General features: G+C 54.5%; 28 protein-coding genes. 15 read left to right on the top strand and 13 right to left on the bottom strand.

Going from position 1 to position 24,582, the window contains the following annotated elements; translation table 11 throughout:
- Positions 1–8: 8 nt before the first annotated feature.
- The 5 genes from HV242_RS08385 to flgB are packed head-to-tail and all read right to left on the bottom strand — an operon-like array spanning position 9 to position 3,566.
- Positions 9–764 carry a flagellar basal body rod protein FlgF gene (locus HV242_RS08385; RefSeq protein WP_014169559.1) on the bottom strand — a complete coding sequence of 252 codons (756 nt, stop codon included), beginning with the start codon at positions 762–764 and terminating at the stop codon, positions 9–11.
- A 20-nt stretch (positions 765–784) separates the two neighbouring features.
- The gene (flgE, locus tag HV242_RS08380) at positions 785–1,993 is read right to left on the bottom strand and encodes a flagellar hook protein FlgE (RefSeq protein WP_014169558.1); all 1,209 of its coding nucleotides are present in this window, start codon (positions 1,991–1,993) and stop codon (positions 785–787) included.
- 26 nt (positions 1,994–2,019) lie between these two features.
- On the bottom strand, positions 2,020–2,730 hold the full coding sequence (gene flgD, locus HV242_RS08375; protein ID WP_014169557.1) for a flagellar hook assembly protein FlgD: 711 nt from the start codon (positions 2,728–2,730) through the stop codon (positions 2,020–2,022).
- A gap of 11 nt (positions 2,731–2,741) precedes the next feature.
- Positions 2,742–3,146, bottom strand: coding sequence for a flagellar basal body rod protein FlgC (gene flgC / locus HV242_RS08370; protein ID WP_013097138.1), 405 nt, complete (start codon positions 3,144–3,146; stop codon positions 2,742–2,744).
- Positions 3,147–3,149: 3 nt separating this feature from the next.
- Positions 3,150–3,566, bottom strand: coding sequence for a flagellar basal body rod protein FlgB (flgB, locus tag HV242_RS08365; RefSeq protein WP_044866130.1), 417 nt, complete (start codon positions 3,564–3,566; stop codon positions 3,150–3,152).
- Between the two features lie 157 nt (positions 3,567–3,723).
- On the opposite strand from flgB, the gene flgA reads away from it, so the two are divergent.
- The 3 genes from flgA (at position 3,724) to flgN (ending at position 5,200) form a co-directional block, all read left to right on the top strand.
- On the top strand, positions 3,724–4,383 hold the full coding sequence (gene flgA / locus HV242_RS08360) for a flagellar basal body P-ring formation chaperone FlgA (protein WP_020884679.1): 660 nt from the start codon (positions 3,724–3,726) through the stop codon (positions 4,381–4,383).
- A gap of 93 nt (positions 4,384–4,476) precedes the next feature.
- Complete coding sequence (flgM, locus tag HV242_RS08355) at positions 4,477–4,770, top strand: flagellar biosynthesis anti-sigma factor FlgM (protein ID WP_014169554.1); 294 nt, start codon at positions 4,477–4,479, stop codon at positions 4,768–4,770.
- Positions 4,771–4,774: 4 nt separating this feature from the next.
- Positions 4,775–5,200 (top strand): flagella biosynthesis chaperone FlgN, encoded by a 426-nt coding sequence (gene flgN / locus HV242_RS08350; RefSeq protein WP_025204463.1) that lies wholly within the window; start codon positions 4,775–4,777, stop codon positions 5,198–5,200.
- A 59-nt stretch (positions 5,201–5,259) separates the two neighbouring features.
- Here the strand turns inward: flgN and murJ are convergent, their stop codons facing one another.
- The 4 genes from murJ to rimJ all read right to left on the bottom strand — a co-directional run bounded on the left by murJ (position 5,260) and on the right by rimJ (position 9,157).
- Complete coding sequence (murJ, locus tag HV242_RS08345) at positions 5,260–6,795, bottom strand: murein biosynthesis integral membrane protein MurJ (RefSeq protein ID WP_020884681.1); 1,536 nt, start codon at positions 6,793–6,795, stop codon at positions 5,260–5,262.
- A 191-nt stretch (positions 6,796–6,986) separates the two neighbouring features.
- A complete protein-coding gene (locus HV242_RS08340) occupies positions 6,987–7,910 on the bottom strand; it encodes a Gfo/Idh/MocA family protein (protein ID WP_025204464.1) in 924 nt (307 codons plus the stop codon).
- A gap of 2 nt (positions 7,911–7,912) precedes the next feature.
- Complete coding sequence (locus HV242_RS08335; RefSeq protein ID WP_050736630.1) at positions 7,913–8,563, bottom strand: YceH family protein; 651 nt, start codon at positions 8,561–8,563, stop codon at positions 7,913–7,915.
- A gap of 9 nt (positions 8,564–8,572) precedes the next feature.
- Positions 8,573–9,157, bottom strand: coding sequence for a ribosomal protein S5-alanine N-acetyltransferase (rimJ, locus tag HV242_RS08330; protein WP_013097146.1), 585 nt, complete (start codon positions 9,155–9,157; stop codon positions 8,573–8,575).
- Positions 9,158–9,393: 236 nt separating this feature from the next.
- On the opposite strand from rimJ, the gene mdtH reads away from it, so the two are divergent.
- From mdtH to HV242_RS08285, 9 genes are all read left to right on the top strand, one after another.
- Complete coding sequence (gene mdtH / locus HV242_RS08325; protein WP_014169547.1) at positions 9,394–10,602, top strand: multidrug efflux MFS transporter MdtH; 1,209 nt, start codon at positions 9,394–9,396, stop codon at positions 10,600–10,602.
- A gap of 124 nt (positions 10,603–10,726) precedes the next feature.
- Positions 10,727–11,287, top strand: coding sequence for a lipoprotein (locus tag HV242_RS08320; protein ID WP_181616918.1), 561 nt, complete (start codon positions 10,727–10,729; stop codon positions 11,285–11,287).
- 126 nt (positions 11,288–11,413) lie between these two features.
- Positions 11,414–12,460: a dihydroorotase gene (pyrC, locus tag HV242_RS08315; RefSeq protein WP_050736629.1), complete on the top strand. Its 1,047-nt coding sequence runs from the start codon at positions 11,414–11,416 to the stop codon at positions 12,458–12,460.
- 74 nt (positions 12,461–12,534) lie between these two features.
- Positions 12,535–12,780, top strand: coding sequence for a DNA damage-inducible protein I (gene dinI, locus HV242_RS08310; protein ID WP_020884687.1), 246 nt, complete (start codon positions 12,535–12,537; stop codon positions 12,778–12,780).
- Between the two features lie 272 nt (positions 12,781–13,052).
- A complete protein-coding gene (gene bssS, locus HV242_RS08305; protein ID WP_008500827.1) occupies positions 13,053–13,307 on the top strand; it encodes a biofilm formation regulator BssS in 255 nt (84 codons plus the stop codon).
- Between the two features lie 116 nt (positions 13,308–13,423).
- Positions 13,424–14,542 (top strand): N-methyl-L-tryptophan oxidase, encoded by a 1,119-nt coding sequence (solA, locus tag HV242_RS08300; protein WP_050736628.1) that lies wholly within the window; start codon positions 13,424–13,426, stop codon positions 14,540–14,542.
- A gap of 59 nt (positions 14,543–14,601) precedes the next feature.
- On the top strand, positions 14,602–14,715 hold the full coding sequence (locus tag HV242_RS08295) for a DUF2770 family protein (protein ID WP_032670549.1): 114 nt from the start codon (positions 14,602–14,604) through the stop codon (positions 14,713–14,715).
- A 228-nt stretch (positions 14,716–14,943) separates the two neighbouring features.
- The gene (locus HV242_RS08290; RefSeq protein ID WP_032670551.1) at positions 14,944–15,510 is read left to right on the top strand and encodes a cytochrome b; all 567 of its coding nucleotides are present in this window, start codon (positions 14,944–14,946) and stop codon (positions 15,508–15,510) included.
- A gap of 1 nt (position 15,511) precedes the next feature.
- Entirely contained in the window at positions 15,512–16,090 is a 579-nt protein-coding gene (locus HV242_RS08285; protein WP_020884691.1) for a YceI family protein, read from the top strand.
- A 41-nt stretch (positions 16,091–16,131) separates the two neighbouring features.
- Here HV242_RS08285 and trhO read toward each other — a convergent pair whose 3' ends face one another.
- Positions 16,132–17,181, bottom strand: a complete 1,050-nt coding sequence (gene trhO / locus HV242_RS08280) for an oxygen-dependent tRNA uridine(34) hydroxylase TrhO (RefSeq protein ID WP_020884692.1) — start codon at positions 17,179–17,181, stop codon at positions 16,132–16,134.
- A gap of 222 nt (positions 17,182–17,403) precedes the next feature.
- Between trhO and HV242_RS08275 the strand changes: the two genes are divergently transcribed.
- From HV242_RS08275 to HV242_RS08265, 3 genes are all read left to right on the top strand, one after another.
- Positions 17,404–18,330 carry a Kdo(2)-lipid IV(A) acyltransferase gene (locus HV242_RS08275; protein ID WP_014169534.1) on the top strand — a complete coding sequence of 309 codons (927 nt, stop codon included), beginning with the start codon at positions 17,404–17,406 and terminating at the stop codon, positions 18,328–18,330.
- 141 nt (positions 18,331–18,471) lie between these two features.
- Positions 18,472–19,701: a multidrug efflux MFS transporter MdtG gene (mdtG, locus tag HV242_RS08270; protein WP_020884693.1), complete on the top strand. Its 1,230-nt coding sequence runs from the start codon at positions 18,472–18,474 to the stop codon at positions 19,699–19,701.
- An 84-nt stretch (positions 19,702–19,785) separates the two neighbouring features.
- Positions 19,786–20,160, top strand: a complete 375-nt coding sequence (locus HV242_RS08265; RefSeq protein ID WP_020884694.1) for a MysB family protein — start codon at positions 19,786–19,788, stop codon at positions 20,158–20,160.
- Between the two features lie 6 nt (positions 20,161–20,166).
- On the opposite strand, the gene HV242_RS08260 is transcribed toward HV242_RS08265, so the two are convergent.
- The 3 genes from HV242_RS08260 to mdoG all read right to left on the bottom strand — a co-directional run bounded on the left by HV242_RS08260 (position 20,167) and on the right by mdoG (position 24,549).
- Positions 20,167–20,394, bottom strand: a complete 228-nt coding sequence (locus HV242_RS08260) for a YceK/YidQ family lipoprotein (RefSeq protein ID WP_020884695.1) — start codon at positions 20,392–20,394, stop codon at positions 20,167–20,169.
- Positions 20,395–20,474: 80 nt separating this feature from the next.
- A complete protein-coding gene (gene mdoH, locus HV242_RS08255) occupies positions 20,475–23,003 on the bottom strand; it encodes a glucans biosynthesis glucosyltransferase MdoH (RefSeq protein WP_032681268.1) in 2,529 nt (842 codons plus the stop codon).
- Complete coding sequence (gene mdoG, locus HV242_RS08250; protein WP_025204472.1) at positions 22,996–24,549, bottom strand: glucans biosynthesis protein MdoG; 1,554 nt, start codon at positions 24,547–24,549, stop codon at positions 22,996–22,998. The genes mdoH and mdoG overlap by 8 nt, the downstream gene beginning before the upstream one ends.
- Between the last annotated feature and the right edge of the window lie 33 nt (positions 24,550–24,582).

Genomic DNA, 24,582 nt, shown 5'->3' with positions numbered 1-24,582 from the left:
GAGTCCTGTTAACTCATAGCCAGAAGTTGGTTAGCCTTGCCCGCGTTCTCATCAACGCTGCTGATAATCTTCATCTGCATTTCAAAACGACGGGCACTGGCGATCATGTCGGTCATCGCTTCGACCGGCTTGACGTTACTGCCTTCCAGAACGCCGGACATCACGCGGATGCTCGGATCGGCCTGTAACGTGGCCCCCCGAGTGGCCTGGGTCGCCTGGGTCAGACGGAACATCCCGTCATCGCCACGCTGCACCTCTTTGCCTTCCGCCTTCACCAGCTTCAGACGCCCGACGGGCGCAACGGTATTGGCCGGATCGCCCGGATTCAATGCCGAAATGGTCCCGTCGGCCGCGATAGTCAGCTCAGACCCTTCCGGCACCGTCAGCGGACCCGCTTCACCCATTACCGGATGACCCTGAATCGTCAGCTGGCCCGTGGCACTCACCTGGATGTTACCGTTACGGGTATATCCTTCACCGCCGTCAGCGGTCTGCACCGCCAGCCAGCCGTCCTGTTGCAGGGCAACGTCCAGCGGGCGTGAGGTGTAATCCATCTGCCCTGGCGTCATATCCGCACCCGGCGTGGAGGCCGTGACCAGCGTACGCGTCGGCAGGGAGAGCCCTTCCACCGGGACCGCACGCAGCGCATTAAGCTGCGCACGAAAGCCCGGTGTAGAGGCGTTTGCCAGGTTGCTGGCAGTAACAGCCTGCTGATTGAGCGTCTGGCTTGCCGCGCCCATCGCGGTATATATTGCGTGATCCATTGCGCTTTCCTGTCAGCCGCTTAACGCAGGTTAACCAGCGTGTTGAGGATCTGATCCTGGGTTTTGATGGTCTGTGCGTTCGACTGATAGTTACGTTGCGCGACGATCATGTTCACCAGTTCTTTACTCAGATCCACGTTAGACGCTTCCAGCGCACCGTTGGTCAGCGTACCGAAGTTACCGGAGCCCGCGGTACCCAGCAGCGCCACGCCGGAAGACTGGGTGGCAGACCAGACGTTATCGCCTTCAGACTTCAGACCTTCGTTGTTGGCGAAGTTAGCCAGCACGATCTGGCCCAGGGCCTGGGTCTGTTCGTTGGAGTAGTTACCCACCACGGTGCCGTCGTCGTTGATCTGGTAGCTCACCAGATCACCCGGTTTGTAACCGTTCTGGTTGGTTGCCACGATGTTATTGGCGCCGGTGTTCTGCTGCATGGAATTGGCGAAGCTCATCGCAAACGTGGCTGGCGTTGCACCTGGAACGGTGCCGGTAGTGATATTGATGCTGCCGCCGCCGGTCAGTACGCCGCTGGTATTGAAGGTCAGCGTGGTCGCCAGGGATGGCGTGCTTCCTGCAACGCTGCCGTCCTGGGCATAGACTTTCCAGGAGTTTGCCGGAGTCGCGTCTTTAACGTAAAACAGGTTCATGTTGTGCGCATTACCCTGGCTGTCAAAGACCGTCACCGTCCCTTTTTTGTTGTAGCTGTCAGGGTTGGTCGGATCAAAGGCCGTGGTTGGCGCGGTGTCAGTAGAGTTCAGGTTGATCTGCTGGGACGCGGTGGTGGTGGATTTCGCCGCCATCAAGGTCGTTGGGATATTGATCGCCTGCGGGTTAGCGCCGGTCTGAACCGTTGGCGGGGTACCCGCAACAGGATAACCGGTTAATTGCAGACCCTGCATGTTCACCAGGTTACGGTTTTCGTCCAGTTTGAACTGACCGTTACGGCTGTAGAACACAGAGCCGTTGGAATCGACCATACGGAAGAAACCGTTCTGGCTGATGGCGACGTCCAGACCACGACCGGTGTTGGTCGTCGTACCGTCGGTAAAGTCCTGAGTGATGCCCGCAACTTTCACGCCCAGACCCACTTTGGAACCGGCAAACATATCTGCAAATGAGGCAGAACCGGATTTAAAACCATAGGTCGCGGAGTTGGCGATGTTGTTGCCAATGACATCCAGGTTGGTGGCCGCAGCATTCAGGCCGCTGACCGCTTGAGAAAAGGCCATGACTTACTCCTGATAAGTGTTAAGGCTTAGATAATCTGCCGAACTTCGTCGAGCGTGGTGGTACCTGAGGTACCTAAATCCAGTTTGTTACCGCCAGCGCCTTTAATCACGCCCTGAACCAGCGCGAACTGCAGCGGCTGCGCCACCAGTTGGGTGGTTCCGTTGCTGGCGCTGATCGCCACTTTGTAAGAACCGTTTGGTGCTTTCGTGCCGTCGGTCAGGCTGCCGTCCCAGGTAAAGGTGTGTACGCCTGCCTTCAGCTCACCAATCTCAATGGTGCGTACCACTGCCCCGCTCGCATCGCTGATCGTCGCAGTCACTTTGTCAGCCGGCTGCTGCAGCTCAACGCCAAACGGCGTGGTGGTCGTGGTTGACGTCCCCTCGGTAGTGCTGGTGCCGGCAAGGATCGTGGTCCCCGGGATCATCACCCCATGACCAATCAGATTCGCAGCCTGCAGAGACTGGCTGTTATCAATCTGACCGGAAACGGAGCCAAGGGTGGTATTGAGCTTTTCAATGCCGCTGACGGTACTGATCTGCGCCAGTTGCGTGGTCAGCTCGTTGTTCTGCATCGGATTGGTGGGATCCTGGTTCTTCAGCTGCGCCACCAGCAGCGTCAGAAAGCTGCTCTGCAGATCGGACGCGTTACTGCCCGTCAGGGCGTTGGAACCCGTCGAACTTTTGGCGCCATTAACACCTGAGTTCGTGGGATCATTCACATTTACGGCGATGGACATGCATGTCTCCTTTACTGGCCGAGAGTGAGTGTTTTGAGCATCATGCTCTTCACGGTATTAAGCACTTCGACGTTTGCCTGGTAACTGCGTGACGCCGACATGGAGTTCACCATCTCACCCACCACATCCACGTTAGGCATTTTTACGTAACCGTTCGCATCCGCCAGCGGGTTGCCAGGCTCATACACCAGCTTGTCCGGTGCCTGGCTCTCAACCACATCAGAGACTTTCACACCGCCGGTGGCCGCGCCTGGCGCCGCATCGACCTGAAAGACGACCTGTTTCGCACGATAAGGCTGACCGTCTGGTCCGGTCACGCTGTCGGCGTTCGCCAGGTTACTGGCGGCTACGTTCAGACGTTTGGACTGCGCGGTAAGCGCCGAGCCGGCGATATCAAAAATATTCAGCAAGGCCATTTATCAGTTGCCCCCCTGCAGGACGTTCATCATGCCTTTGATTTGTCCGCCGAGAACGGTCAGGCCTGTCTGGTATTTCAGGCTGTTATCGGCAAACTGTGTACGCTCCCGGTCCATGTCCACGGTGTTACCGTCGAGTGAAGGCTGGTCGGGAATGCGATAAAGCAAATCGGTCGTTGGTGCGGTCATCGTCTGAGCGGGAATATGGCGTGAGGAGGTCAGCGCGAGCGCGACACCGCTCCCTTCTGCGCGTCCACGCTCCATCACTTTTTTAAGCTCACTGGAAAAATCAATATCGCGCGCCTGAAACCCTGGCGTATCGGCGTTAGCGATATTGGCGGCTAAAATTTCCTGCCGCTGGGCACGTAAATTGAGCGCTTCCTGCTGAAAACGTAACGCGGCGTCGAGTTTATCGAGCATGTCTCCTCCGCTGATGGCAAAATTTCAGTTCACAGCTTAAATCTCAACCCATCCGCCTTATCGACGGAATAAGCGCAAAATGCGTCGCTATTTATTGCGTTGATGAAAAACCACTGCAGGTAGAATTCACTCAATTCTGGAAACGGTGGAACTTGCGATGCAAACGTTAAAACGTGGCCTGATGGCAACTTTCTTGCTTTTTAGCCCCCTGGTGCAGGCGGATGGTTTACAGGATCAGCTAAACACCTTTTTTGCCCAGAAGCTGGCGGGCTTTAGCGATGAAGTTGTCGTCACGGTACGCACGCCACCGAATCTGTATCCCTCCTGTGAGCAGCCGTCATTTACCGTGACCGGCACCACCAGACTGTGGGGGAACGTGAACGTGCTGGCACGCTGCGCCAACGAAAAACGGTATTTACAGGTTGCAGTCCAGGCGACAGGCAATTATGTTGTCGCCGCTGTCCCCATTGCCCGGGGTACCGCACTGCAGGCCAACAGCGTGACGTTGAAACGCGGCCGTCTGGATCAGCTGCCGCCACGGACAATGCTTGAAATTAACCAGGCGCAGGACGCCGTCAGCCTGCGTGATGTCGCACCGGGCCAGCCGATACAGCTGTCGATGCTGCGCCAGGCGTGGCGCGTCAAGGCGGGTCAGCAGGTGATGGTGGTGGCCAATGGAGATGGCTTCAGTATCAACAGTGAAGGGAAAGCGTTAAACAATGCCGCGGTGGCGCAAAATGCCCGCGTCAGAATGTCTTCAGGGCAGGTGGTTAGCGGAACCGTCGATTCTGATGGGAATATTCTGATTAACCTATAATCTTTTTAAAGATTTCGCTGCAGCTGCCGATAAATATTCAACTAATGATGATGTCAGGCGCCCACGCCGCGAACCCTCGATGAGGACAACACTATGAGCATTGATCGTACATCAGCCCTGAAGCCGGTAAGCGCTGTACAACCTCGCGAAACGAATGACGCTACGCCGCAGAAAACGCGTCTGGAAAAACCGTCAACGTCTAACAGCACCAGCGTAACCCTGAGCGATGCCCAGGCAAAACTGATGCAGCCAGGCGGCAACGATATCAACATGGAACGCGTTGAAGCGCTGAAAACGGCTATTCGTAACGGCGAGCTGAAAATGGACACCAGCAAAATTGCTGACGCCCTGATTCAGGAAGCGCAGAGTTTCTTACAGAGTAACTAACCGTATGAGTCGACTGTCAGAAATACTGGATCAAATGACGGTTGTCCTGAACGACCTGAAAACGGTAATGGACGCTGAGCAACAGCACCTCTCTTCCGGTCACATCAACGGCAGCGCGTTGCAGCGTATTACTGAAGACAAAAGCTCGCTTCTGGCGACGCTGGATTACCTTGAGCAGCAACGTCGCGCTGAGCAGGATCCTAAGCGCAGTGCTAACGACGATATCGTTGAGCGCTGGCAGACTATTACAGAAAAAACCCAGCACCTTCGCGATCTCAACCAGCATAACGGCTGGCTGCTTGAAGGTCAGATAGAGCGTAATCAGCAAGCGCTTGAGGTGTTAAAACCGCATAAAGAAACCGGGCTGTACGGTGCGGATGGTCAGACAGCGACGGCACGTATAACGGGCGGGAAAAAGATTTCGATTTGAAGCATAAGCGACAAATCAAGCAGTGGGGAGCACCATAAGGTGAACTCCCCTTTTGGTGTTTATGCCGTACGGCGGGCAAACTCTTTCACTTTGAAGCCCAACACGGCGAGTGTGGCAAAGTAAGCCACAACCCCAACACCCACCACGGCCATCAGTCGCAGCAGACGATAAGGCATGGTGCCGAGCGACCACTCTGGCATCACGTGCATCATGCCGAGCAACGCCGCTGCCATCACCAGCACCGCGATAACCAGTCGCACAAGGAAACTCGCCCAGCCCGGCTGCGGCGTGAAGATATCCTGCTTACGCAGCTGCCAGTACAACAGCCCGGCATTCAGACAGGCCGCCAGACCAATAGACAGAGCCAGACCCGCGTGCTTCAGCGGGCCAATAAACGCCAGGTTCATCAACTGGGTCATCACCAGCGTCACCAGGGCAATCTTCACCGGCGTTTTAATGTTCTGACGGGAGTAGAACCCTGGTGCCAGCACTTTAACAACAATCAGACCCATCAATCCCACCGAGTACGCCACCAGCGCCTGCTGAGTCATGGACGCATCATGGGCTGAAAATTTACCGTACTGGAACAGCGAGACGGTCAGCGGTTTCGCGAGGATCCCCAGCGCCACCGCGCTTGGCAGTGCCAGCAGGAAACAGAGGCGTAAGCCCCAGTCCATCAGGCGGCAATACTCATCATGGTTGCCGCTGGCAAAGCTTTTCGAGAGCGACGGCAGCAGAATCGTCCCCAGCGCGACGCCCAGTACGCCAGAAGGAAACTCCATCAGACGGTCAGCGTAGTACATCCAGGAGACCGAACCGGACACCAGGAAAGAGGCAAAGATGGTATTGATGATAAGTGAGATCTGGCTGACAGAAACCCCGAGGATTGCAGGTCCCATCTGCTTCATGACGCGCATTGCGCCGGCATCACGGAAATTAATGCGCGGCAGAACCAGCATGCCAATTTTCTTCAGATGCGGCAGCTGATATGCCAGCTGCAGGACGCCGCCCACGGTCACCGCCCAGGCCAGCGCCAGTACCGGCGGGTTGAAATGCGGTGCGGCAAACAGGGCAAAGCCGATCATGCTGACATTCAAAAACGTCGGCGCAAACGCCGGAACGGAGAAGCGGTTCCAGGTATTGAGGATTGCCCCCACCAGCGAGGCCAGCGAGATCAGCAGGATATAAGGAAAGGTAATGCGCAGCAGCTGGGTGGTGAGCGCAAATTTATCGGCGGTGTCGGCAAACCCCGGCGCGGTCACCATAATCACCCAGGGCGCAGCCAGCATCCCCAGGACTGTCACTATAGCCAGCGCCAGCGTCAGCAGCCCGGAGACGTAGGCGACAAACACCCGCGTAGCATCTTCGCCCTGCTTGCTTTTATATTCCGCCAGAATTGGAACGAAAGCCTGCGAGAAAGCCCCCTCAGCAAAAATACGGCGCAATAAATTCGGCAGTTTGAACGCGACGAAAAAGGCGTCCGTTGCCATCCCAGCACCAAAAACCCTTGCCACAATGGCATCGCGCGCAAAACCCAGAACGCGAGAAAACATGGTCATCGAGCTGACGGCTGCCAGCGATTTTAATAAGTTCATTAATGTGAATTTCCACAACCATACGGCAAAACGCCTGCAGAGCAGGCGTAATGAATGCCCGACGGCGTTGCGCTTGCGCAGGCCTTCGGATTTGCAGGCCGGGTAAGCGAAAAGCCTCCCGGCGAAACCAACAATCGGCGCTTAGTCTACCCGGATTTAAGGGAATTACTATCGGCAGATGTTACAGAGGGTTATTCACTCATGGCCTCTCGCCAGAGCCGTTCCACGATGCGTTGCGCCATGATGGCCTGTTCACCGGCGGTTTCCGGAACCGTCTGATTTTGCACGCAGCTAATGAAGTGACGGGCGCATCCCGCGAAGCCGCGTTGCTCCAGAGTGCTCTGCCAGCCCGGCGCCGGAAGCGTGACCACACCGTTGCCCTTCTCTTCTCGCCACTCCCGCATGTCAGTGATGTCATACAGCGCACCGTCAGTGACGGCCTGGACAAACTCCCGCTGACTGCCCGCACGACGATGCATGCTGGTGGTCACCTGCAGATGTTCCAGCGCAAAGTGGTGCTCGGCGTAGACCATCTCGCCCAGATCGTTGGTCATCAGGGTCCCGCTTTTCAACTGAGCCTGCCCGTTCGTCAGCCAGAGCGCCGTGTCCACCACGTGCAGATAATCATCGAGAAGCGTAAAGCGCAGATCGTTTGGCCCGACGCTGTCGGTACGGTGTTTATCCATCCTCAGAGAGGCCAGCGCGCCCGGCTGTGCCTTCAGCTGCTGATAAAGCGGAGCGAAGCGGCGGTTAAAGCCCACCATCAGCGTCAGGTTCTTGCGTGCCGCCAGCTCTATCAGTCGCTCGGCATCCTGAACGTTCTCCGCCAGGGGCTTATCCACACAGACGTGAACACCGGCATTCAGCAGTTCGCTGACCACCTGATAGTGCGTTGCCGTTGAGGTATGCACAAATACCGCATCGCACTCGCGGGCAAGATCAGACAGCGAAGCAGCGTATGGTATCCGCCAGGTTGCGCAGATGCGTTCAGCCTTCTCGCGGGTAGGTGACCACGCGCCCTGAAGCGTCCAGTCCGTTGCCGCGCCTAATACCGGTAACCAGGCTTTTTGTGCAATACCGCCAAGCCCCACCACGCCTACACGTAATTTTTTCACTGTTAATCTCCCAAATGTGCCAGCAGTGCGTCCAGGCGCTGTTTCAGCCCAGCGACCTCCTCTTCCAGCGCGTCCACGCGCGCCGTCAGGCTGCCGCTGACAACAGTGGACTCTTGTTCCGTTGCCAGCGTCGCGGTATCCACCTCGCCACTGAAGAGATGCATATAGCGGCTCTCACGCTTGCCCGGTTCGCGTGCCAGACGCACCACGTAAGGGCCATCCTCGCGGGTTGCAAGCCCTTCCAGGGTTTGTTCCACTTCCTGCATATCCGCAAACTGATGCATACGGGAAGCCCGTGTGCGCAGCTCGCCGGGAGTCTGTGCCCCGCGCAGTAAAAGGGTCGTGATCACCGCCACTTCCGCGGCGCTCAACTTCAGGTCGCCGAATTCGGAATTACAAAAACGTTGTTCGTACTTGGTGACGCGGTTTCCGAAGCCGCTGACGGTGCGCAGATAATGGCGTTTCACCAGTTCATCCAGCACATCCTGAACGTCATGCTCGCTGAGGTTCATTACCGGCTCGCGGTTGGTCTTTTGGTTGCAGGCCATCATGACGGCGTTGACAGAGAGCGGATATTGCTCCGGCGTCGTGACCTGTTTTTCCAGCAGGCATCCGACGACGCGCGCTTCTGCACCGCTTAACTGATATTTCATCTCTTCTCCTTAGCGACCCGCTGTCCAGTCCCGGGTGGTTAATGCCGTGAGGACATGGTCGCGCCATTCTCCATCTATCAGCAGATAGTCTTTGGCGTAACCCTCTTTCTCAAACCCTAAACGCGCCAGCAAATTACCGCTGCGCTGATTATGCGGCATATAGTTCGCCATAATACGATGGATATGTTGCGTGCGTTGCATATAACGGATCGCCACCGTTAATGCTTCATACATCAGCCCCTGCCCCTGCCATTTCTGACCGATGGAGTAGCCGAGGTAGCAGGCGTGAAACGATCCGCGCACGACGTTTGAAAAGTTGGCGATGCCGATGATCTCTTTTTCTTCGGGATCCAGCAGCGCAAAATAAAACGCACTTCCCTGCTTATGAAATTCCGCAATCATACTGAGGCGCGCCTGCCAGCCGGATGGGTAACAATGGCTCTCATCCCGAACGGGTTCCCAGGGTTTTAAAAACTGGCGATTCTCGGCGTAATAATCCGCCAGACGCCAGGCATCACGCTCATGCACCAGACGAACGACCAGCCTGTCCGTTGTCAGACGCACTTTTGGCACATTACTGCGATAGCCAAACATCGATACCACTCCTTCCCGTCACTTCTGCTGACCCATTAGCTTTACTATACCTGTGCCTGCGCCGTCTGTGAAAACAGTGACATACCATTTTGACCTCTTTTCACATTTTTCGATGAGAACTCTCTATCAAAGCGCTCTTTTGATAAAAAAATATTGTCACGCCCAGGGGTGGGAAAACGCGCAGTAACCCCGCAGAATGTTAGCGTGCTCACCATCCTGTTTTCCCTGGAGGGAAAATGTCCCGCGTATCACAGGCGAGGAGCCTGGGTAAATATTTCCTGCTAGTCGATAACATGCTGGTCGTGCTCGGCTTTTTTGTCGTGTTTCCTCTTATCTCGATCCGCTTTGTCGATCAGATGGGCTGGGCGGCGCTGATGGTTGGCATCGCGTTGGGGTTACGCCAGTTTGTCCAGCAAGGCCTTGGGGTGTTTGGCGGCGCCATTGCTGACCGCTTCGGCGCGAAACCGATGATTGTGACCGGTATGCTGCTTCGTGCGGCAGGCTTTGCCACGATGGCGGTTGCCCATGAGCCCTGGCTTCTGTGGTTCTCCTGCTTTCTCTCCGGGATCGGCGGAACCCTGTTTGACCCGCCGCGTACCGCGCTGGTGGTGAAGTTAATTCGCCCGCAGCACCGCGGACGTTTCTTCTCGATTTTGATGATGCAGGACAGCGCGGGCGCGGTAATTGGCGCGCTTCTGGGGAGCTGGTTGCTGCAGTACGATTTCCGTCTGGTCTGCGCGGCTGGCGCGGTGCTCTTTATTCTGTGCGCCCTCTTTAATGGCCTGTATCTGCCCGCATGGAAATTGTCGACGGTGAAAGCGCCGGTACGCGAAGGGCTGGGCCGCGTCCTGCACGACAAACGTTTTGTCACCTACGTATTGACCCTGACGGGTTACTACATGCTTGCCGTGCAGGTGATGCTGATGCTGCCTATCATGGTCAATGATATTGCGGGAACCCCGGCCGCCGTGAAATGGATGTACGCCATCGAAGCCGCGCTTTCGCTGACGCTGCTCTATCCGATTGCCCGCTGGAGCGAACGGCGTTTTCGCCTGGAGCATCGTCTGATGGCCGGACTGTTTTTAATGACGCTGAGCATGATGCCCATCGGTCTGGTGAATTCTCTCCAGCAGCTGTTTACGCTGATTTGCACCTTCTATATCGGCTCTATCATCGCCGAGCCGGCTCGTGAGACGCTGAGCGCCTCGCTTGCAGATGCACGTGCCCGCGGCAGCTATATGGGGTTCAGCCGACTCGGTCTGGCCTTTGGTGGGGCTTTGGGTTACGCCGGCGGCGGCTGGCTGTTTGATGCAGGCAAAGCGCTGAATCAACCGGAACTGCCGTGGATGATGCTCGGCGCGGTGGGCTTTATGACGCTGCTGGCCCTCTGGTGGCAGTTCAGCCAGAAGCGCAGCGCAAGCGGCATGCTCGAACCGGGCGCGTAGCCCTTCCCTCTGGCGGGAGGTCGCTCCCGCCTCACTTCTCAGTTTTTTCTGCTGGTTTCTGCCATTTCACACTGACATACTGACGTAACAGGACAGAAGCGCCGATTTTTCGTTGAGGAACACTATGAAGAAAATTGTCATTGCCGCTGCATTCATTGTCAGCGGTCTGCTGGTGGGCTGTAACCAGATTACGCAATACACCGTCAGTGAACAGGAAATTAATCAGGCGCTGGAAAAACATAACAACTTTTCAAAAGACATCGGCGTGCCCGGGCTTGCCGATGCGCATATCGTCCTCAGCAACCTGACCAGCCAGATAGGACGTGAAGAGCCAAACAAAGTGACGCTGAACGGGGATGCAAACCTCGATATGACCTCCCTCTTCGGCAACCAGAAAGCCAATATCAAGCTAAAGCTGAAAGCGCTGCCGGTCTTTAACAAAGAGAAAGGGGCTATTTACCTGCAGGAGATGGAAGTCGTCGATGCGGAAGTCACGCCGGACAAGATGAAATCTGTGCTGCAAACCCTGATGCCTTATCTGAATCAGTCGCTGCGTAACTATTTTAATCAGCAGCCAGCCTATGTCTTAAGTGAAGACAAGAGCAAGGGTGAAGCGCTTGCGAAAAAGTATGCTAAAGGGATAGAGGTGAAACCGGGAGAAATCATTATTCCCTTCACTGATTAACCCGTAGGGCGCCGAGGCGCCCTTTTTTTTACGGAAAAGTGTGCAAACGAAAACGTTTCCGCTTATGATTTGTGTCCGGCAAAAACAGCCATCCGAATGACTGATTCCTGACAAGCCGGAGCTTCCATGACTGCACAACCCCAGGTTCTTAAAATCCGCCGCCCTGACGACTGGCATATCCATCTGCGCGATGGCGATATGCTCAAAACCGTCGTGCCTTATACCAGCGAAATTTATGGCCGCGCGATTGTCATGCCTAACCTGGTGCCACCAGTCACCACCGTCGATGCCGCAATGGCGTATCGCCAGCGCATTCTGGATGCCGTCCCGGCGGGCCATGATTTCACCCCGCTGATGACCTGCTACCTGACCGATTCCCTGGATCCAAACGAAGTGGAGCGCGGGTTTAACGAAGGCGTATTCACCGCTGCGAAACTTTATCCGGCCAATGCCACCACCAACTCCAGCCACGGCGTTACCAGCATTGATGCCATCATGCCGGTACTGGAGCGTATGCAGAAAGTGGGTATGCCGCTGCTGGTTCACGGTGAAGTCACGCATGCCGAGATCGACATCTTTGACCGTGAAGCCCGTTTTATCGACACCGTGATGGAGCCCCTGCGTCAGCGCCTTCCCGCACTCAAAGTGGTCTTCGAGCATATCACCACCAAAGATGCCGCTGAGTATGTCCGCGACGGTAACGAGCTTATCGCCGCCACCATCACGCCACAGCATTTGATGTTTAACCGTAACCACATGCTGGTTGGCGGTGTACGTCCACATCTGTACTGCCTGCCGATCCTCAAGCGTAACATTCACCAGCAGGCGCTGCGCGAACTGGTTGCCAGCGGCTTCTCCCGCGCGTTTCTGGGCACGGATTCCGCACCTCATGCGCGTCATCGCAAAGAAGCAAGCTGCGGCTGTGCGGGCTGCTTTAATGCCCCAACCGCTCTCGCCAGCTATGCAACCGTGTTTGAAGAGATGAATGCCCTGCCGCATTTCGAGGCGTTCTGCTCACTCAATGGCCCCCGTTTTTATGGGTTGCCGGTCAATGAGACCTTCATTGAGCTGGAACGTAAAGAGAGCCAGGTTGAGGAAGCCATTCCACTGACCGATGACACGCTGATCCCATTCCTGGCAGGTGAAACCGTTCGCTGGACGGTAAAACGCTAAAAAATCAGTGCCCCTTGTTGTCAAACCGATAATATACCTGTATAAATAAACAGTATATTACACAGGGGGCATTTATGCGTATTGAAGTCACCATAGCCAAAACTACCGTTCTGCCTGCCGGCGCGCTTGATGCGCTTGCAGGCGAATTATCCCGTCGTATTAACAACACCTTTCCCGAAAACGACGGTGCCGTAACGGTGCGTTACGCGGCCGCAAACAACCTCTCCGTCATTGGCGGCGCGAAAGAAGATAAAGCGCGTATCACCGAAATCCTGCAGGAAACGTGGGAAAGCGCCGACGACTGGTTCATCACAGATTAACACTGCTCCCTCATTGTGTTTTTTTGCCGGGTCGCCCCGGCTTTTTTTCGCCTGAAAATCCAGAAAGTTCAAATTAATTCGGCAACTTCTTTAAAAATCGTGAACAACATGGTGTTTTATTGTTCGAACAATCCTAAAAAGCAGAAAAATGTGTTGCTAGCTGTTTATTTTTCCCTTAGGAACCCTTATTACTTGTATACTGAAGTTGCTTCAGAAAAACATGCATTGAACCTCGAAGTCGTTGTCTTCTAACACGCATTATGGGGGTTATAATGGAAAAGAATAGCGAAGTCATCCAGACCCACCCACTCGTTGGCTGGGATATCAGTACCGTAGACAGCTACGATGCACTGATGCTGCGTTTGCACTACCAGACCCCAAATCAGCTGAACCGTGAAGAAGCGGAAGTTGGACAGACGCTGTGGCTTACGACAGACGTCGCCCGTCAGTTTATTTCTATTTTGGAAGCAGGCATCGCAAAAATAGAATCTGGCGACTACCAGGAAAATGAGTATAAACGGCATTAGCGTTTAGCCCACTTTTCACTCTACAGGCACCCTCGGGGTGCCTTATTTATTTCTCCCTTGTATAAGCCCCCGATGTTAATTACTCTGCTAACAAAGCGTTAGTTTAAGAGATGCCCATGAAATATGATCTGATTATTATTGGTAGCGGCTCCGTTGGTTCTGCCGCCGGATATTATGCCACCCAGGCTGGCCTCAAGGTTCTGATGATAGATGCCCATCTTCCCCCTCATTCAGAGGGAAGTCATCATGGCGATACTCGCCTCATTCGTCACGCCTATGGTGAAGGCGAGCGCTATGTCCCGCTGGTACTTCGCGCGCAAGCGCTCTGGGACGAACTGGCTAAACAGACTGAGGAACGCATTTTCGAACGCACGGGTATCATTAACCTTGGTCCGGCCCGCTCTGATTTTCTCGCCAGCGTCGAACGCAGCGCGAAGACATTCAACCTGGACGTTGAGAAGCTCGACGCGGCGGGGATCATGTCACGCTGGCCGGAAATCACCGTCCCGGACGATTATGTTGGTCTCTTTGAAGCCCATTCTGGGGTGTTGCATTGCGAAACAGCAATAAAAACCTGGATAGCGCTGGCCGCGAAAGCAGGCTGCGCCCAGCTTTTCAATTGCCCGGTCGAGGCCATTAAACATGACGCTGACGGCGTCACGGTGACAACCCTGGACGGAGAGTACACGGCCTCCCGATTGCTCATCAGTGCGGGTACCTGGGTAACCCGTCTGCTGCCAGACCTGCCCGTACAGCCGGTGCGCAAGGTCTTCTCCTGGTTCCAGTCTGATGGCCGTTACAGTACGCAGAATAAATTCCCGGCGTTCACCGGCGAGTTACCCAACGGCGATCAGTTCTACGGCTTCCCTTCGGATAAAGACGCGCTCAAAATCGGGAAACACAATGGGGGACAAATCATCTCCTCTCCTGAAGAACGCAAACCGTTTGGCGCCTGCCCACAGGATGGCTCTGAAGCCTTCTCGTTCCTGCGAAATATTCTGCCGGGCGTCGGTGGCTTACTCTATGGCGCGGCATGCACCTACGACAACACGCCGGACGAAGACTTTATTATCGATACGCTCCCCGGGCATGAGAATACATTGCTCATCACCGGTCTGAGCGGTCACGGCTTTAAGTTCGCGTCGGTGCTGGGTGAAATTGCCGCGCAGTTTGCCCAGGGTATTACACCGCAGTTTGATCTGACGCCCTTCTCTCTTTCACGTTTTAAGGGATAATCCACCACGGGCTTCGGACGTTCCGGAGCCCGTCTTTTTGTTACGGTTTGCGGGGCGCTATGCGCAAAGTTGTGGGTTTTCTCATCAATAATATTCGTGAGCATTTGATGCTCTATATCTTATTGTGGGCGCTGCTGGCCATCATTGATTTTATTTACATTGTATTTTACTGAAAGCCCGCCTGACATTTATTGACATTACTTTATATTTACTTAAGTTAGAACAATTCCTCAATTAGCCCTTTGTTAAGTCTTGCACGAAGACATTGAATTACCTTTGCGGATCATTTTCAAAACCGCTGAAATAAATAAAATAAAAATCAATATCGACTTATTTCAGTTGCAATATCATTCCTTCCCGTTCATTTTTACTGCTCTGTTTATTTGATAATGGTAATCCTGATGCAATTGCGTAACACCTCCCGGCGCTATGGAATAATATCCATAAGCTTGCACTGGATATTTGCTATTGCGGTCTATGCCATGTTCGGACTTGGCCTCTGGATGGTGACGCTCAGCTATTACGATGGCTGGTATCACCAGGCCCCGGAGCTGCATAAGAGCATCGGCGTGCTGCTGATGATGGGGCTGGTTATTCGCGTGATCTGGCGACACATTTCACCCCCGCCTGCCGCGCCAAAGACCCACAGTAAATTTACCCGTATCAGCGCTGTTGCCGCGCATATTACGCTTTATGCGCTGCTCTTCGCTCTTCTGATCAGCGGCTATCTCATCTCGACAGCAGAGGGTAAGCCAATAAGCGTTTTTGGCATTTTTGATGTCCCGGCAACGCTTGCCGATGCGGGATCACAGGCCGATATTGCCGGGGTGATTCACCTCTGGCTGGCATGGAGCGTGGTTATCCTGTCCGTGCTGCACGGGCTTGCCGCCCTTAAACATCATTTCATCGATAAAGACGATACGCTAAAGCGCATGCTTGGCCGCTCGTCAGTTGACTCTGGAGCTTAAAATGAAAAAACACCTGCTGGGTATCGCACTGGGTTCTCTGTTATTTACCACCGGCTCAGCCGTTGCTGCTGACTATAAAATTGATAAAGAGGGCCAACATGCTTTCGTCAATTTCCGTATTCAGCATCTCGGGTATAGCTGGCTGTATGGCACCTTTAATGATTTTGACGGCACATTCAGCTTTGACGAAAAAAATCCTGCCGCCGATAAAGTCAACGTGACCATTAATACCAACAGCGTTGACACCAATCATGCAGAACGCGATAAACATTTGCGCAGTGCGGAATTCCTGAACGTGTCTAAATTCCCGCAGGCCACCTTCACCTCCACGGAAGTGAAAAAAGATGGCGATAAGCTGGATATTACCGGCAACCTGACGCTCAACGGCGTGACAAAACCGGTTACGCTGAATGCAAAATTAATGGGCCAGGGTGACGATCCGTGGGGGGGGAAACGTGCCGGATTTGAAGCCGCAGGTAAAATTCACCTGAAAGACTTTAATATTACTACCGATTTGGGCCCGGCTTCTCAGGATGTCGAACTGATTATTTCCGTTGAAGGCGTTCAGCAGAAGTCTTAATAACGACGCCCGGCAGGCTTTCACACTGCCGGGCATCAGCCTTATTCAGGGTCGGGAATACCCAGTTTGGTGTTCAGACGGCCACGGGATTTATTAAAAATCTTGTTACCGTTTTCCCGTCCTGCACGACGACGGCGCTGTTCCTCTTCCGGCAGCATACTCTCTTCACTGCACAGTTCGCTGCAGCATCCGTTAAATTTCTCGGCACAGGCCGGACACTGAATAAACAGCAAATGACATCCGTCATTTTTGCAGTTGGTATGGGTATCACACGGCGTACCGCACTGGTGACAGTGGGCAATCACATCCTCTGAAATACGCTCGCCCATTCGTTCGTCAAAGACAAAGTTCTTACCGATAAAACGCACCGGTAAACCCTGCTCACGGGCACGGCGGGCGTACTCTATAATGCCGCCTTCAATGTGCCAGACCTTATTAAACCCGTTGTGCTTCATCCAGGCGCTGGCCTTCTCACAGCGGATCCCGCCGGTGCAGTACATCACGATCTTTTTATCTTTATGTTCCTGCATCATCTCAACCGCTTTTGGCAGTTGCTCGCGGAAGGTATCAGCCGGAATTTCCATCGCGTTTTCGAAATGCCCCACTTCGTACTCATAATGGTTACGCATATCGATGAACACCGCATCCGGATCGTCCAGCATCGCATTCACTTCCGCCGCTTTCAGGTATTCCCCGACATCAGCGGCGTTAAACGCCGGATCGTCAATACCGTCCGCGACAATGCGTTCACGCACTTTCATGCGCAGTACCCAGAATGATTTACCGTCATCATCCAGGGCAATGTTCAGGCGTACACCGTTGAGAGCCGGATCGAACCCGTAAAGCAGGTCGCGGAAGGCGTTTACTTTGCTTTCCGGTACGCTGATCTGGGCATTGATGCCTTCACGGGCAAGATAGACGCGACCGAAAACATTCAGCGTCGTGAAGGCCTGATAAAGCGCATCGCGGGTCGCTTGTGGATCGTTGATGGTGAAGTATTTGTAGAATGAGATTGTCGTGCGCGGTTCGGTTTCAGCCAACATACGCGCCTTTAACATCTCATTCGAAACGCGGTTGTGTAACACTGGCATGGTGTACAAGTCCTGCAATCGTTAGAGAGAATGAAAAATCGGTCGGCATCATATAGCAAACAATGACAATTTACATCCACACAATTTACGCTACATTTCACACACCCTAGTTAGTCAGACTTAACAATTGCTGCATTCGTACACGTTTCGAAGACAGACATTTTGGCTACGCCTCAAAAAATGAGACAATAGCTAAACAGGACGTTAGAACACAGGAAAGACATGACCCAGTTACCGAAATTTACTGTCGCCCTTTTGCATCCCCGCTATTGGTTGACCTGGCTTGGCATTGGTTTTTTATGGCTGATGGTCCAACTCCCTTACCCTGTGATTTTCCGTGTGGGCAAATGTGTGGGCCGTATTGGTCAAAAATTCATGAAACGCCGCGCCAGGATTGCCTACCGCAACCTTGAGCTGTGCTTCCCGCAGATGAGCGAGGCGGAACGTCATGAGATGGTTACCAGGAATTTCGAATCCGTTGGCATGGGGCTGATGGAAACCGGTATGGCATGGTTCTGGCCAGACAAACGGATGGCCCGCTGGAGTGAAGTCACCGGGACGGGTATGGAGCCTGTGCATACGCTTCAGGCCAATAAGACAGGCGTACTGCTCATTGGCGTGCATTTTCTGACGCTGGAGATCGGTGCGCGTATGTTTGGCATGCAGGCACCCGGTATTGGTGTTTATCGCCCTAACGATAACCCGGTGATCGATTTAATCCAGACCAACGGCCGTATGCGCTCCAACAAAAGTATGATCGACCGTAAAGACCTGAAGGGGATGATCCGCGCGCTGAAATCAGGTGAAGTGATCTGGTATGCCCCTGACCACGATTATGGCCCACAATCCAGCGTATTTGTCCCGTTCTTCGCCGTTGAAGAGGCGGCCACAACCACCGGTACCTGGATGCTGGCGAAAATGTCCAAAGCCGCGATCGTCCCGTTTGTCCCGCGTCGCAAGCCGGATGGCTCAGGCTACGAGTTAATGATGCTCGAGCCGGAACTCGCGCCGCCGCTGGACGATGCGGAAACGACCGCTCGCTGGATGAACAGAGTGGTTGAGAAATGCATCATGCTCGCGCCGGAGCAGTATATGTGGCTCCATCGTCGCTTCAAAACGCGGCCAGAGGGTATGCCGTCGCGCTATTAATTTTCCGTGCGGCCATCAGGGCCGCACGCTCATTTAGCTTTAAAAGCGCCTCCGCATTGCAGCGATCATAACCCAGGCGCATACTTAGCAGGCTTATTACTTCAGGCCTATGGTGCTCTGCACCTCATTATGCGGATTGTTATGTCACCCTCAGATGCCCCCATAAACTGGAAGCGTAACCTCACGGTTGCGTGGCTTGGCTGTTTTCTCACCGGTGCGGCGTTTAGCCTGGTGATGCCCTTCCTGCCGCTTTACGTTGAACAACTTGGCGTCACCGGTCACAGTGCGCTCAATATGTGGTCTGGCCTGGTCTTCAGTATCACCTTTCTCTTTTCCGCGATTGCTTCGCCCTTCTGGGGTGGCCTTGCCGATCGCAAAGGACGAAAGATCATGCTGCTGCGTTCAGCACTGGGGATGGCCATCATCATGGCGCTGATGGGCCTTGCGCAGAACGTCTGGCAATTTCTGATTTTGCGCGCGTTACTGGGTCTGCTGGGGGGCTTTATTCCTAACGCAAATGCGCTCATTGCCACCCAAATTCCGCGACACAAAAGCGGCTGGGCGCTCGGAACGCTCTCCACCGGTGGCGTGAGCGGCGCATTGCTGGGACCGCTGGCAGGCGGACTGCTGGCGGATAACTACGGCCTGCGTCCGGTCTTTTTCATTACTGCCAGCGTCCTTTTTCTCTGCTTTATCGTCACGCTGCTCTGTATTCGTGAACGTTTCACCCCGGTCACTCGAAAAGAGATGCTCCACGCACGGGATGTGCTGACCTCGCTTAAAAACCCCAGGCTGGTGCTAAGCCTGTTCGTAACGACCCTGATTATTCAGGTAGCAACCGGGTCGATTGCCCCTATTCTGACGCTCTACGTTCGCGATCTGGCCGGTGACGTCAGTAATATTGCGTTTATCAGCGGGCTTATCGCGTCGGTGCCCGGCGTGGCAGCGCTGCTCAGCGCCCCGAGGCTGGGAAAACTGGGGGACCGCGTGGGCCCGGAAAAAATCCTGATATGCGCCCTGGTGATTTCCGTTCTGCTCCTCATTCCGATGTCGATGGTACAAGCGCCGTGGCAACTTGGCTTGCTGCGTTTCTTACTGGGAGCGGCAGACGGCGCGTTACTGCCCGCGGTTCAGACCCTGCTGGTTTACAACTCAACGAACCAGATAGCCGGCCGCATTTTTAGCTATAACCAGTCATTTCGCGATATCGGCAACGTCACCGGACCGCTTGTCGGAGCCGGAATTTCCGCCAGTTTTGGTTTCCGCGCCGTGTTTATCGTCACCGCGGGCGTGGTGCTGTTTAATGCGATTTATTCGTGGTTCAGTTTATCGAGGGCTTTACGACCGGTCGTTAATAAGACGAACGCGTGACAGCTTATTTTTGCATTCATACTTGCAGAACCCGATATTCAGCTATTCTTTCCCTGAAACCTTCAGGAAAACAGGGAGACACCAATGACCATGTACGCCACACTGGAAGAAGCTATTGATGCCGCTCGTGAAGAGTTCCTCGCCGATAATCCCGGCGTTGAGGAAGAAAATGCTGACGTGCAACAACTTAATATCCAGAAATACGTTCTGCAGGACGGGGATATTATGTGGCAGGCCGAATTCTTTGCTGATGATGGCGAGGAAGGAGAATGTTTGCCGGTCCTGAGCGGAGAAGGTGCGCAGGCCGTCTTTGATGGCGACTATGACGAAATCGAACTACGGCAGGAATGGCTTGAAGAAAACACCCTGCACGAGTGGGATGAGGGCGAATTTCAGCTCGAGCCGCCGCTGGATACGGAAGAAGGACAGACCGCAGCCGATGAGTGGGATGAGCGTTAATTTCCCCTATTCATAAGGGCCGTGCTGAGCGTCGATCGGCAGCAATAGCGTATCGAATACCAGTGAAAACGGTAAATCGAGCACGGTGAGATAGCGCCACGCTGAGTCACGTACATCCCATTTTACCCCGGGGTAGTACTGATTACCGTGGCCTTGCCCTGGAATGGTGCGGCTGATGATGCTGCCACAGCCGCTGAGTAAACACGCCATCATCACGGCGAGGATTATTTTCATCAATGACCTCTAAAAAAATACCGGCTTTTCAGCCGGTATTTTATTTGCCGGGTAGCGTAACGCCGCCGGGCACAGAAGGCTTACTTCGCCTTCAGCGCGAGTGGATTAATTTTAATCTCTTTATAGTGGCTGACCCACGAAGAGTATTTTTCCGGCGCTGACCACACACGGTAGTGAAGGCGTGCCATCGTAACCGGATCGCTCAACAGCACCAGACGACGGTCGCGGTTGAGTTTTTCCGGCGTATCGTTCAGCGCCTGCTCAACGTGACGATCACGGGCAATCTCCAGTACCTGGCTTGCACGGTGACGCGCTGTCGCCATGGCCGTCGCCAGAGCGTTAAATGACGGGTTAAACACCGCGTGCATAAAACCATCTTCCAGCGAGCGTTTGCGGTTCTGCTCCAGATACGTGTCGGTATCCACCAGCACCTGTGGCGGCGAATACTCTTCCGGGATCAGGAACAGTTTCCAGCGTTTGGTACGCAGCCCCACCGTTGAACGGCTCGAAATCACTGACACAAACGGTGACAGGATCAGCGAGAAGACAATCGGCGCCAGCCAGAACAGGAAGCGCAGATCCAGCCAGGCCATACCTGCCGCCCATACCAGACCCAGCAGCAGCTGCGAGCCATGACGCATGAAGGCTTCCCCCCACGGCGTGGAGTCATCATCACGCTGCGGTGAATTCCAGACCACTTCCCAGCCGAGGAACGCGCTGACCACAAACACGGTATGGAACAGCATACGCACCGGCGCCAGCAGCACGGAGAACAGCACTTCCAGCAGAAGCGAGAGCGTCACGCGGCAGAAACCACCGTACTCTTTCGAGCCTTTGCACCAGATCAGAATGATACTGAGCAGTTTAGGCAGGAACAGCAGCACCATAGTGGAGGCAAACAGCGCTATCGCCAGCTCCGGACGCCACTGCGGCCACACCGGGAACAGCTGGCGCGGTTGCAGGAAGTATTGCGGTTCCGTCAGAGCATGCACCACCTGTAGCGCAGTAGAGAGCGCAAGGAACATAAACCACAGCGGTGCGGAGAGATAAGACATTACGCCAGTCAGGAACACAGCACGGTGAACCGGGTGCATCCCTTTTACGAGGAACAGGCGGAAGTTCATCAGGTTACCGTGACACCAGCGGCGGTCACGCTTGAGCTCATCCAGCAGGTTCGGCGGCAGCTCTTCGTAAGATCCCGGCAGGTCGTAGGCGATCCAGACGCCCCAGCCAGCACGACGCATCAACGCCGCTTCCACGAAGTCGTGCGACAGAATAGACCCTGCAAACGAACCTTCACCCGGCAGCGGAGCCAGCGCACAGTGCTCAATGAACGGCTTCACGCGGATAATGGCGTTGTGACCCCAGTAGTGAGACTCACCCAGTTGCCAGAAGTGCAGACCAGCGGTAAAGAGCGGCCCGTAGACGCGGGTTGCAAACTGCTGGCAGCGCGCATAAAGCGTGTCCATACCGGACGCTTTTGGCGAAGACTGGATGATCCCCGCGTTCGGGTTGGCTTCCATCAGACGCACCAGACCACTCAGGCAGTCGCCGCTCATTACGGAGTCAGCATCCAGCACGACCATGTAGCTGTACTGATTCCCCCAGCGACGGCAGAAGTCATCGATGTTTCCGCTTTTACGCTTCACGCGACGACGACGACGGCGGTAGAAGATCTGGCCTTCACCCTGCACTTCCGCGATCAGTTCCATCCAGGCTTTTTGCTCGGCAACGCAAATGTCCGGGTTGTAGCTGTCACTCAGGATATAGACGTCAAAATGCGCCGCGTTACCGGTTGCCTTTACGGACTCCCAGGTCGCACGCAGACCCGCAAATACGCGGTCAACGTCTTCGTTACAGATAGGCATGATCAGCGCCGTACGGTGCTCAGGATTAAGGGGTTCATCCCCGACCGTTGAGGCTGAAATGCTGTATTTGTCCCGCCCCATCAGCAGCTGCAGGAAGCCCATCAGCGCGGTCCAGAAACCGGCTGACACCCAGCAGAAGAGAACGGCAAACAGCAGAAGAATGCCGCTCTGCAGGATATACGGCAGCAGCTGCATGAAGGAGACCCAGATATCCTGGCCCATCATGTCTGCAGGGTTGATAAGCGCCCAGCCCTGGTAAGGCAGAATGGTTTTCATGTACCAGGTAGCGACCACGGTCTGCGCCAGCGTCAGTAACAGCAGAATGTAACGACGAATGGTCCCCACGGTACGCCATTTCTGTTCGGAGGCCTGCTCTTCTTTCGTCAGGCGCGACAGATAGCGCGGCGTAACATCACGCCCACGCAGGCGATCCCAGAAGCGGCCAACCGGGTTGGTGCGCCACGGGTCAGGGAACATTGAGGAACGCGTGGCTTTCGGCATTGCCTGAAGCTGATCGCGTCCTTCGTCGTCTTTAATCAACTGCCCTTCTGCCAGCGAGTCTGGCCATGCCTGCTCCAGACGCGCCTTTACTGACCCCAGCGGCGTATCATCGTCACGGGAAAACGGACGATGTTCGCCATCCAGCGCGGTATGCACCGCGCGGATGTCGCTTTTAGGCAGCGCCGCTTTTTCAATGTCCGTCAGCGGCATGGCATCAATATATTCAGATGTATTATTCATTGGCAGGTAGCTGATAGCTCCAGGTTTCACTCAGCGGCTGATCGTTACTGACCAGCGCAGCACGCATTTCAGTGGTCTGTTTCGGATCTTTCACTTTCACGCGCAGCGTCAGACGCCAGCCTTTCGTTACCGGGTTATAGCGTACGGTGTTCTCAACGATTTCACCGTTATCACCGATGCTCGCCTGAGCGGCAACGGCGGTATCCGGGGACAGTTTTTTCATATCCTGGCCCGCGAAGTCCACAACAAAGGCCACGGTGCCATCAGGCTGACGGATCAGGTTAGACTGCTTCACATCACCCGTAGAACGGCGAGTCTGCATGACGTACGCGTTATCCGGCGCATGCAGTTTGTCTTCGTCGCGGCTAAAGGTAATGGTGTATTTGAAGTTCATCTCTTTACCGGCTTCCGGCAGCTGATCCGGCGTCCAGTAAGCAACGATGTTATCGTTGGTTTCGTCATTGGTTGGAATTTCAACCAGCTCAACCTTACCTTTACCCCAGTCACCTTTCGGCGTGACCCAGGCGCTTGGGCGCAGGTCATAGCGGTCATCCAGATCTTCAAATCGGGAGAACTGACGGCCACGCTGCAGGAGGCCGAAACCTTGCGGGTTTTCCATCGCAAAACTGCTAACAGCCAGATGTTTCGGGTTATTCAGCGGACGCCAGATCCACTCACCATTACCTGCATGAATAGAAAGACCGTTGGAATCGTGCAGTTCCGGGCGGAAGTTCGTCGCCGGTGACGGCTGATTCGGCCCAAACAGGAACATACTGGTCAGCGGTGCAACGCCCAGTTTGCCGACTTTATCGCGCAGGTAAACTTTGGACTGCACGTCAACGACCGTGTCACGGCCAGGCATAATCACAAAGCGATAAGCACCGGTCGCACGCGGGGAATCCAGCAGTGCATAAATAGTCAGGCGTTTGTCGGTTGGTTTTGGACGTTCAATCCAGAACTCGCGGAAACGCGGGAACTCTTCACCTGATGGCAGCGCGGTATCAATGGCGAGGCCACGCGCAGAAAGCCCGTACACCTGCCCTGCCCCGATCACGCGGAAGTAGCTGGCACCGAGCATGCTGACGATTTCGTCGTTTTTATCTTTGCTGTTGATCGGGTAAAGCACCTTGAAGCCAGCGAAGCCCAGGTCTTTAACCGTATCTTTATCGTGCTGAACATTGCCAAAATTGAAGTAATCCGGGCTGTACTTGATTTTACGTACCGCGGTCGCCGTCACTTCATTAATGGCAACAGGCGTGTCGAAGTACATTCCCTGATGATAAAACTCAAGCTTGAACGGGGTTTTAATGTTGTTCCAGTACGCTTTGTCATGGTTGAACTGGATCTGCTGATAGTCCGCATACTTCATGTCGCGGAAAACGGAGGGCAAGTTACTTTTTGGCGCTTCGTAGCTCTTGCCTGCCATCGATTTTGCCTGTTTTGCGACATCGTCGATGTTAAAGGCCAGTGCCGATGAGGTATACAGAGATAACACCACTGCAGCACCCAACCAACGCATTTTCATCATCTGTGGTTTATGTTTCATAATAAGTAAGCACTTCCCCCTTTGTGTGCTTAT

It is taken from the genome of Enterobacter sp. RHBSTW-00593 (assembly GCF_013784105.1).
GTDB lineage: Bacteria > Pseudomonadota > Gammaproteobacteria > Enterobacterales > Enterobacteriaceae > Enterobacter > Enterobacter ludwigii.
The sequence above is the reverse complement of the archived record's forward strand: the minus strand, read 5'-3'. Positions and strand labels throughout refer to the sequence as shown.

What these genes read in the sequence shown, in the direction of transcription:
- flgB (WP_044866130.1), bottom strand. Translation starts at nt 3,566, where the DNA reads ATGCTCGATAAACTCGACGCCGCGTTACGTTTTCAGCAGGAAGCGCTC.
- mdtH (WP_014169547.1), top strand. Translation starts at nt 9,394, where the DNA reads ATGTCCCGCGTATCACAGGCGAGGAGCCTGGGTAAATATTTCCTGCTA.
- bssS (WP_008500827.1), top strand. Translation starts at nt 13,053, where the DNA reads ATGGAAAAGAATAGCGAAGTCATCCAGACCCACCCACTCGTTGGCTGG.
- pyrC (WP_050736629.1), top strand. Translation starts at nt 11,414, where the DNA reads ATGACTGCACAACCCCAGGTTCTTAAAATCCGCCGCCCTGACGACTGG.
- HV242_RS08285 (WP_020884691.1), top strand. Translation starts at nt 15,512, where the DNA reads ATGAAAAAACACCTGCTGGGTATCGCACTGGGTTCTCTGTTATTTACC.
- mdtG (WP_020884693.1), top strand. Translation starts at nt 18,472, where the DNA reads ATGTCACCCTCAGATGCCCCCATAAACTGGAAGCGTAACCTCACGGTT.
- rimJ (WP_013097146.1), bottom strand. Translation starts at nt 9,157, where the DNA reads ATGTTTGGCTATCGCAGTAATGTGCCAAAAGTGCGTCTGACAACGGAC.
- dinI (WP_020884687.1), top strand. Translation starts at nt 12,535, where the DNA reads ATGCGTATTGAAGTCACCATAGCCAAAACTACCGTTCTGCCTGCCGGC.
- mdoH (WP_032681268.1), bottom strand. Translation starts at nt 23,003, where the DNA reads ATGAATAATACATCTGAATATATTGATGCCATGCCGCTGACGGACATT.
- flgC (WP_013097138.1), bottom strand. Translation starts at nt 3,146, where the DNA reads ATGGCCTTGCTGAATATTTTTGATATCGCCGGCTCGGCGCTTACCGCG.
- HV242_RS08275 (WP_014169534.1), top strand. Translation starts at nt 17,404, where the DNA reads ATGACCCAGTTACCGAAATTTACTGTCGCCCTTTTGCATCCCCGCTAT.
- HV242_RS08265 (WP_020884694.1), top strand. Translation starts at nt 19,786, where the DNA reads ATGACCATGTACGCCACACTGGAAGAAGCTATTGATGCCGCTCGTGAA.
- HV242_RS08295 (WP_032670549.1), top strand. Translation starts at nt 14,602, where the DNA reads ATGCGCAAAGTTGTGGGTTTTCTCATCAATAATATTCGTGAGCATTTG.
- mdoG (WP_025204472.1), bottom strand. Translation starts at nt 24,549, where the DNA reads ATGAAACATAAACCACAGATGATGAAAATGCGTTGGTTGGGTGCTGCA.
- HV242_RS08320 (WP_181616918.1), top strand. Translation starts at nt 10,727, where the DNA reads ATGAAGAAAATTGTCATTGCCGCTGCATTCATTGTCAGCGGTCTGCTG.
- HV242_RS08335 (WP_050736630.1), bottom strand. Translation starts at nt 8,563, where the DNA reads ATGAAATATCAGTTAAGCGGTGCAGAAGCGCGCGTCGTCGGATGCCTG.
- flgE (WP_014169558.1), bottom strand. Translation starts at nt 1,993, where the DNA reads ATGGCCTTTTCTCAAGCGGTCAGCGGCCTGAATGCTGCGGCCACCAAC.
- murJ (WP_020884681.1), bottom strand. Translation starts at nt 6,795, where the DNA reads ATGAACTTATTAAAATCGCTGGCAGCCGTCAGCTCGATGACCATGTTT.
- flgD (WP_014169557.1), bottom strand. Translation starts at nt 2,730, where the DNA reads ATGTCCATCGCCGTAAATGTGAATGATCCCACGAACTCAGGTGTTAAT.
- HV242_RS08290 (WP_032670551.1), top strand. Translation starts at nt 14,944, where the DNA reads ATGCAATTGCGTAACACCTCCCGGCGCTATGGAATAATATCCATAAGC.
- trhO (WP_020884692.1), bottom strand. Translation starts at nt 17,181, where the DNA reads ATGCCAGTGTTACACAACCGCGTTTCGAATGAGATGTTAAAGGCGCGT.
- flgA (WP_020884679.1), top strand. Translation starts at nt 3,724, where the DNA reads ATGCAAACGTTAAAACGTGGCCTGATGGCAACTTTCTTGCTTTTTAGC.
- HV242_RS08385 (WP_014169559.1), bottom strand. Translation starts at nt 764, where the DNA reads ATGGATCACGCAATATATACCGCGATGGGCGCGGCAAGCCAGACGCTC.
- solA (WP_050736628.1), top strand. Translation starts at nt 13,424, where the DNA reads ATGAAATATGATCTGATTATTATTGGTAGCGGCTCCGTTGGTTCTGCC.
- flgN (WP_025204463.1), top strand. Translation starts at nt 4,775, where the DNA reads ATGAGTCGACTGTCAGAAATACTGGATCAAATGACGGTTGTCCTGAAC.
- HV242_RS08260 (WP_020884695.1), bottom strand. Translation starts at nt 20,394, where the DNA reads ATGAAAATAATCCTCGCCGTGATGATGGCGTGTTTACTCAGCGGCTGT.
- flgM (WP_014169554.1), top strand. Translation starts at nt 4,477, where the DNA reads ATGAGCATTGATCGTACATCAGCCCTGAAGCCGGTAAGCGCTGTACAA.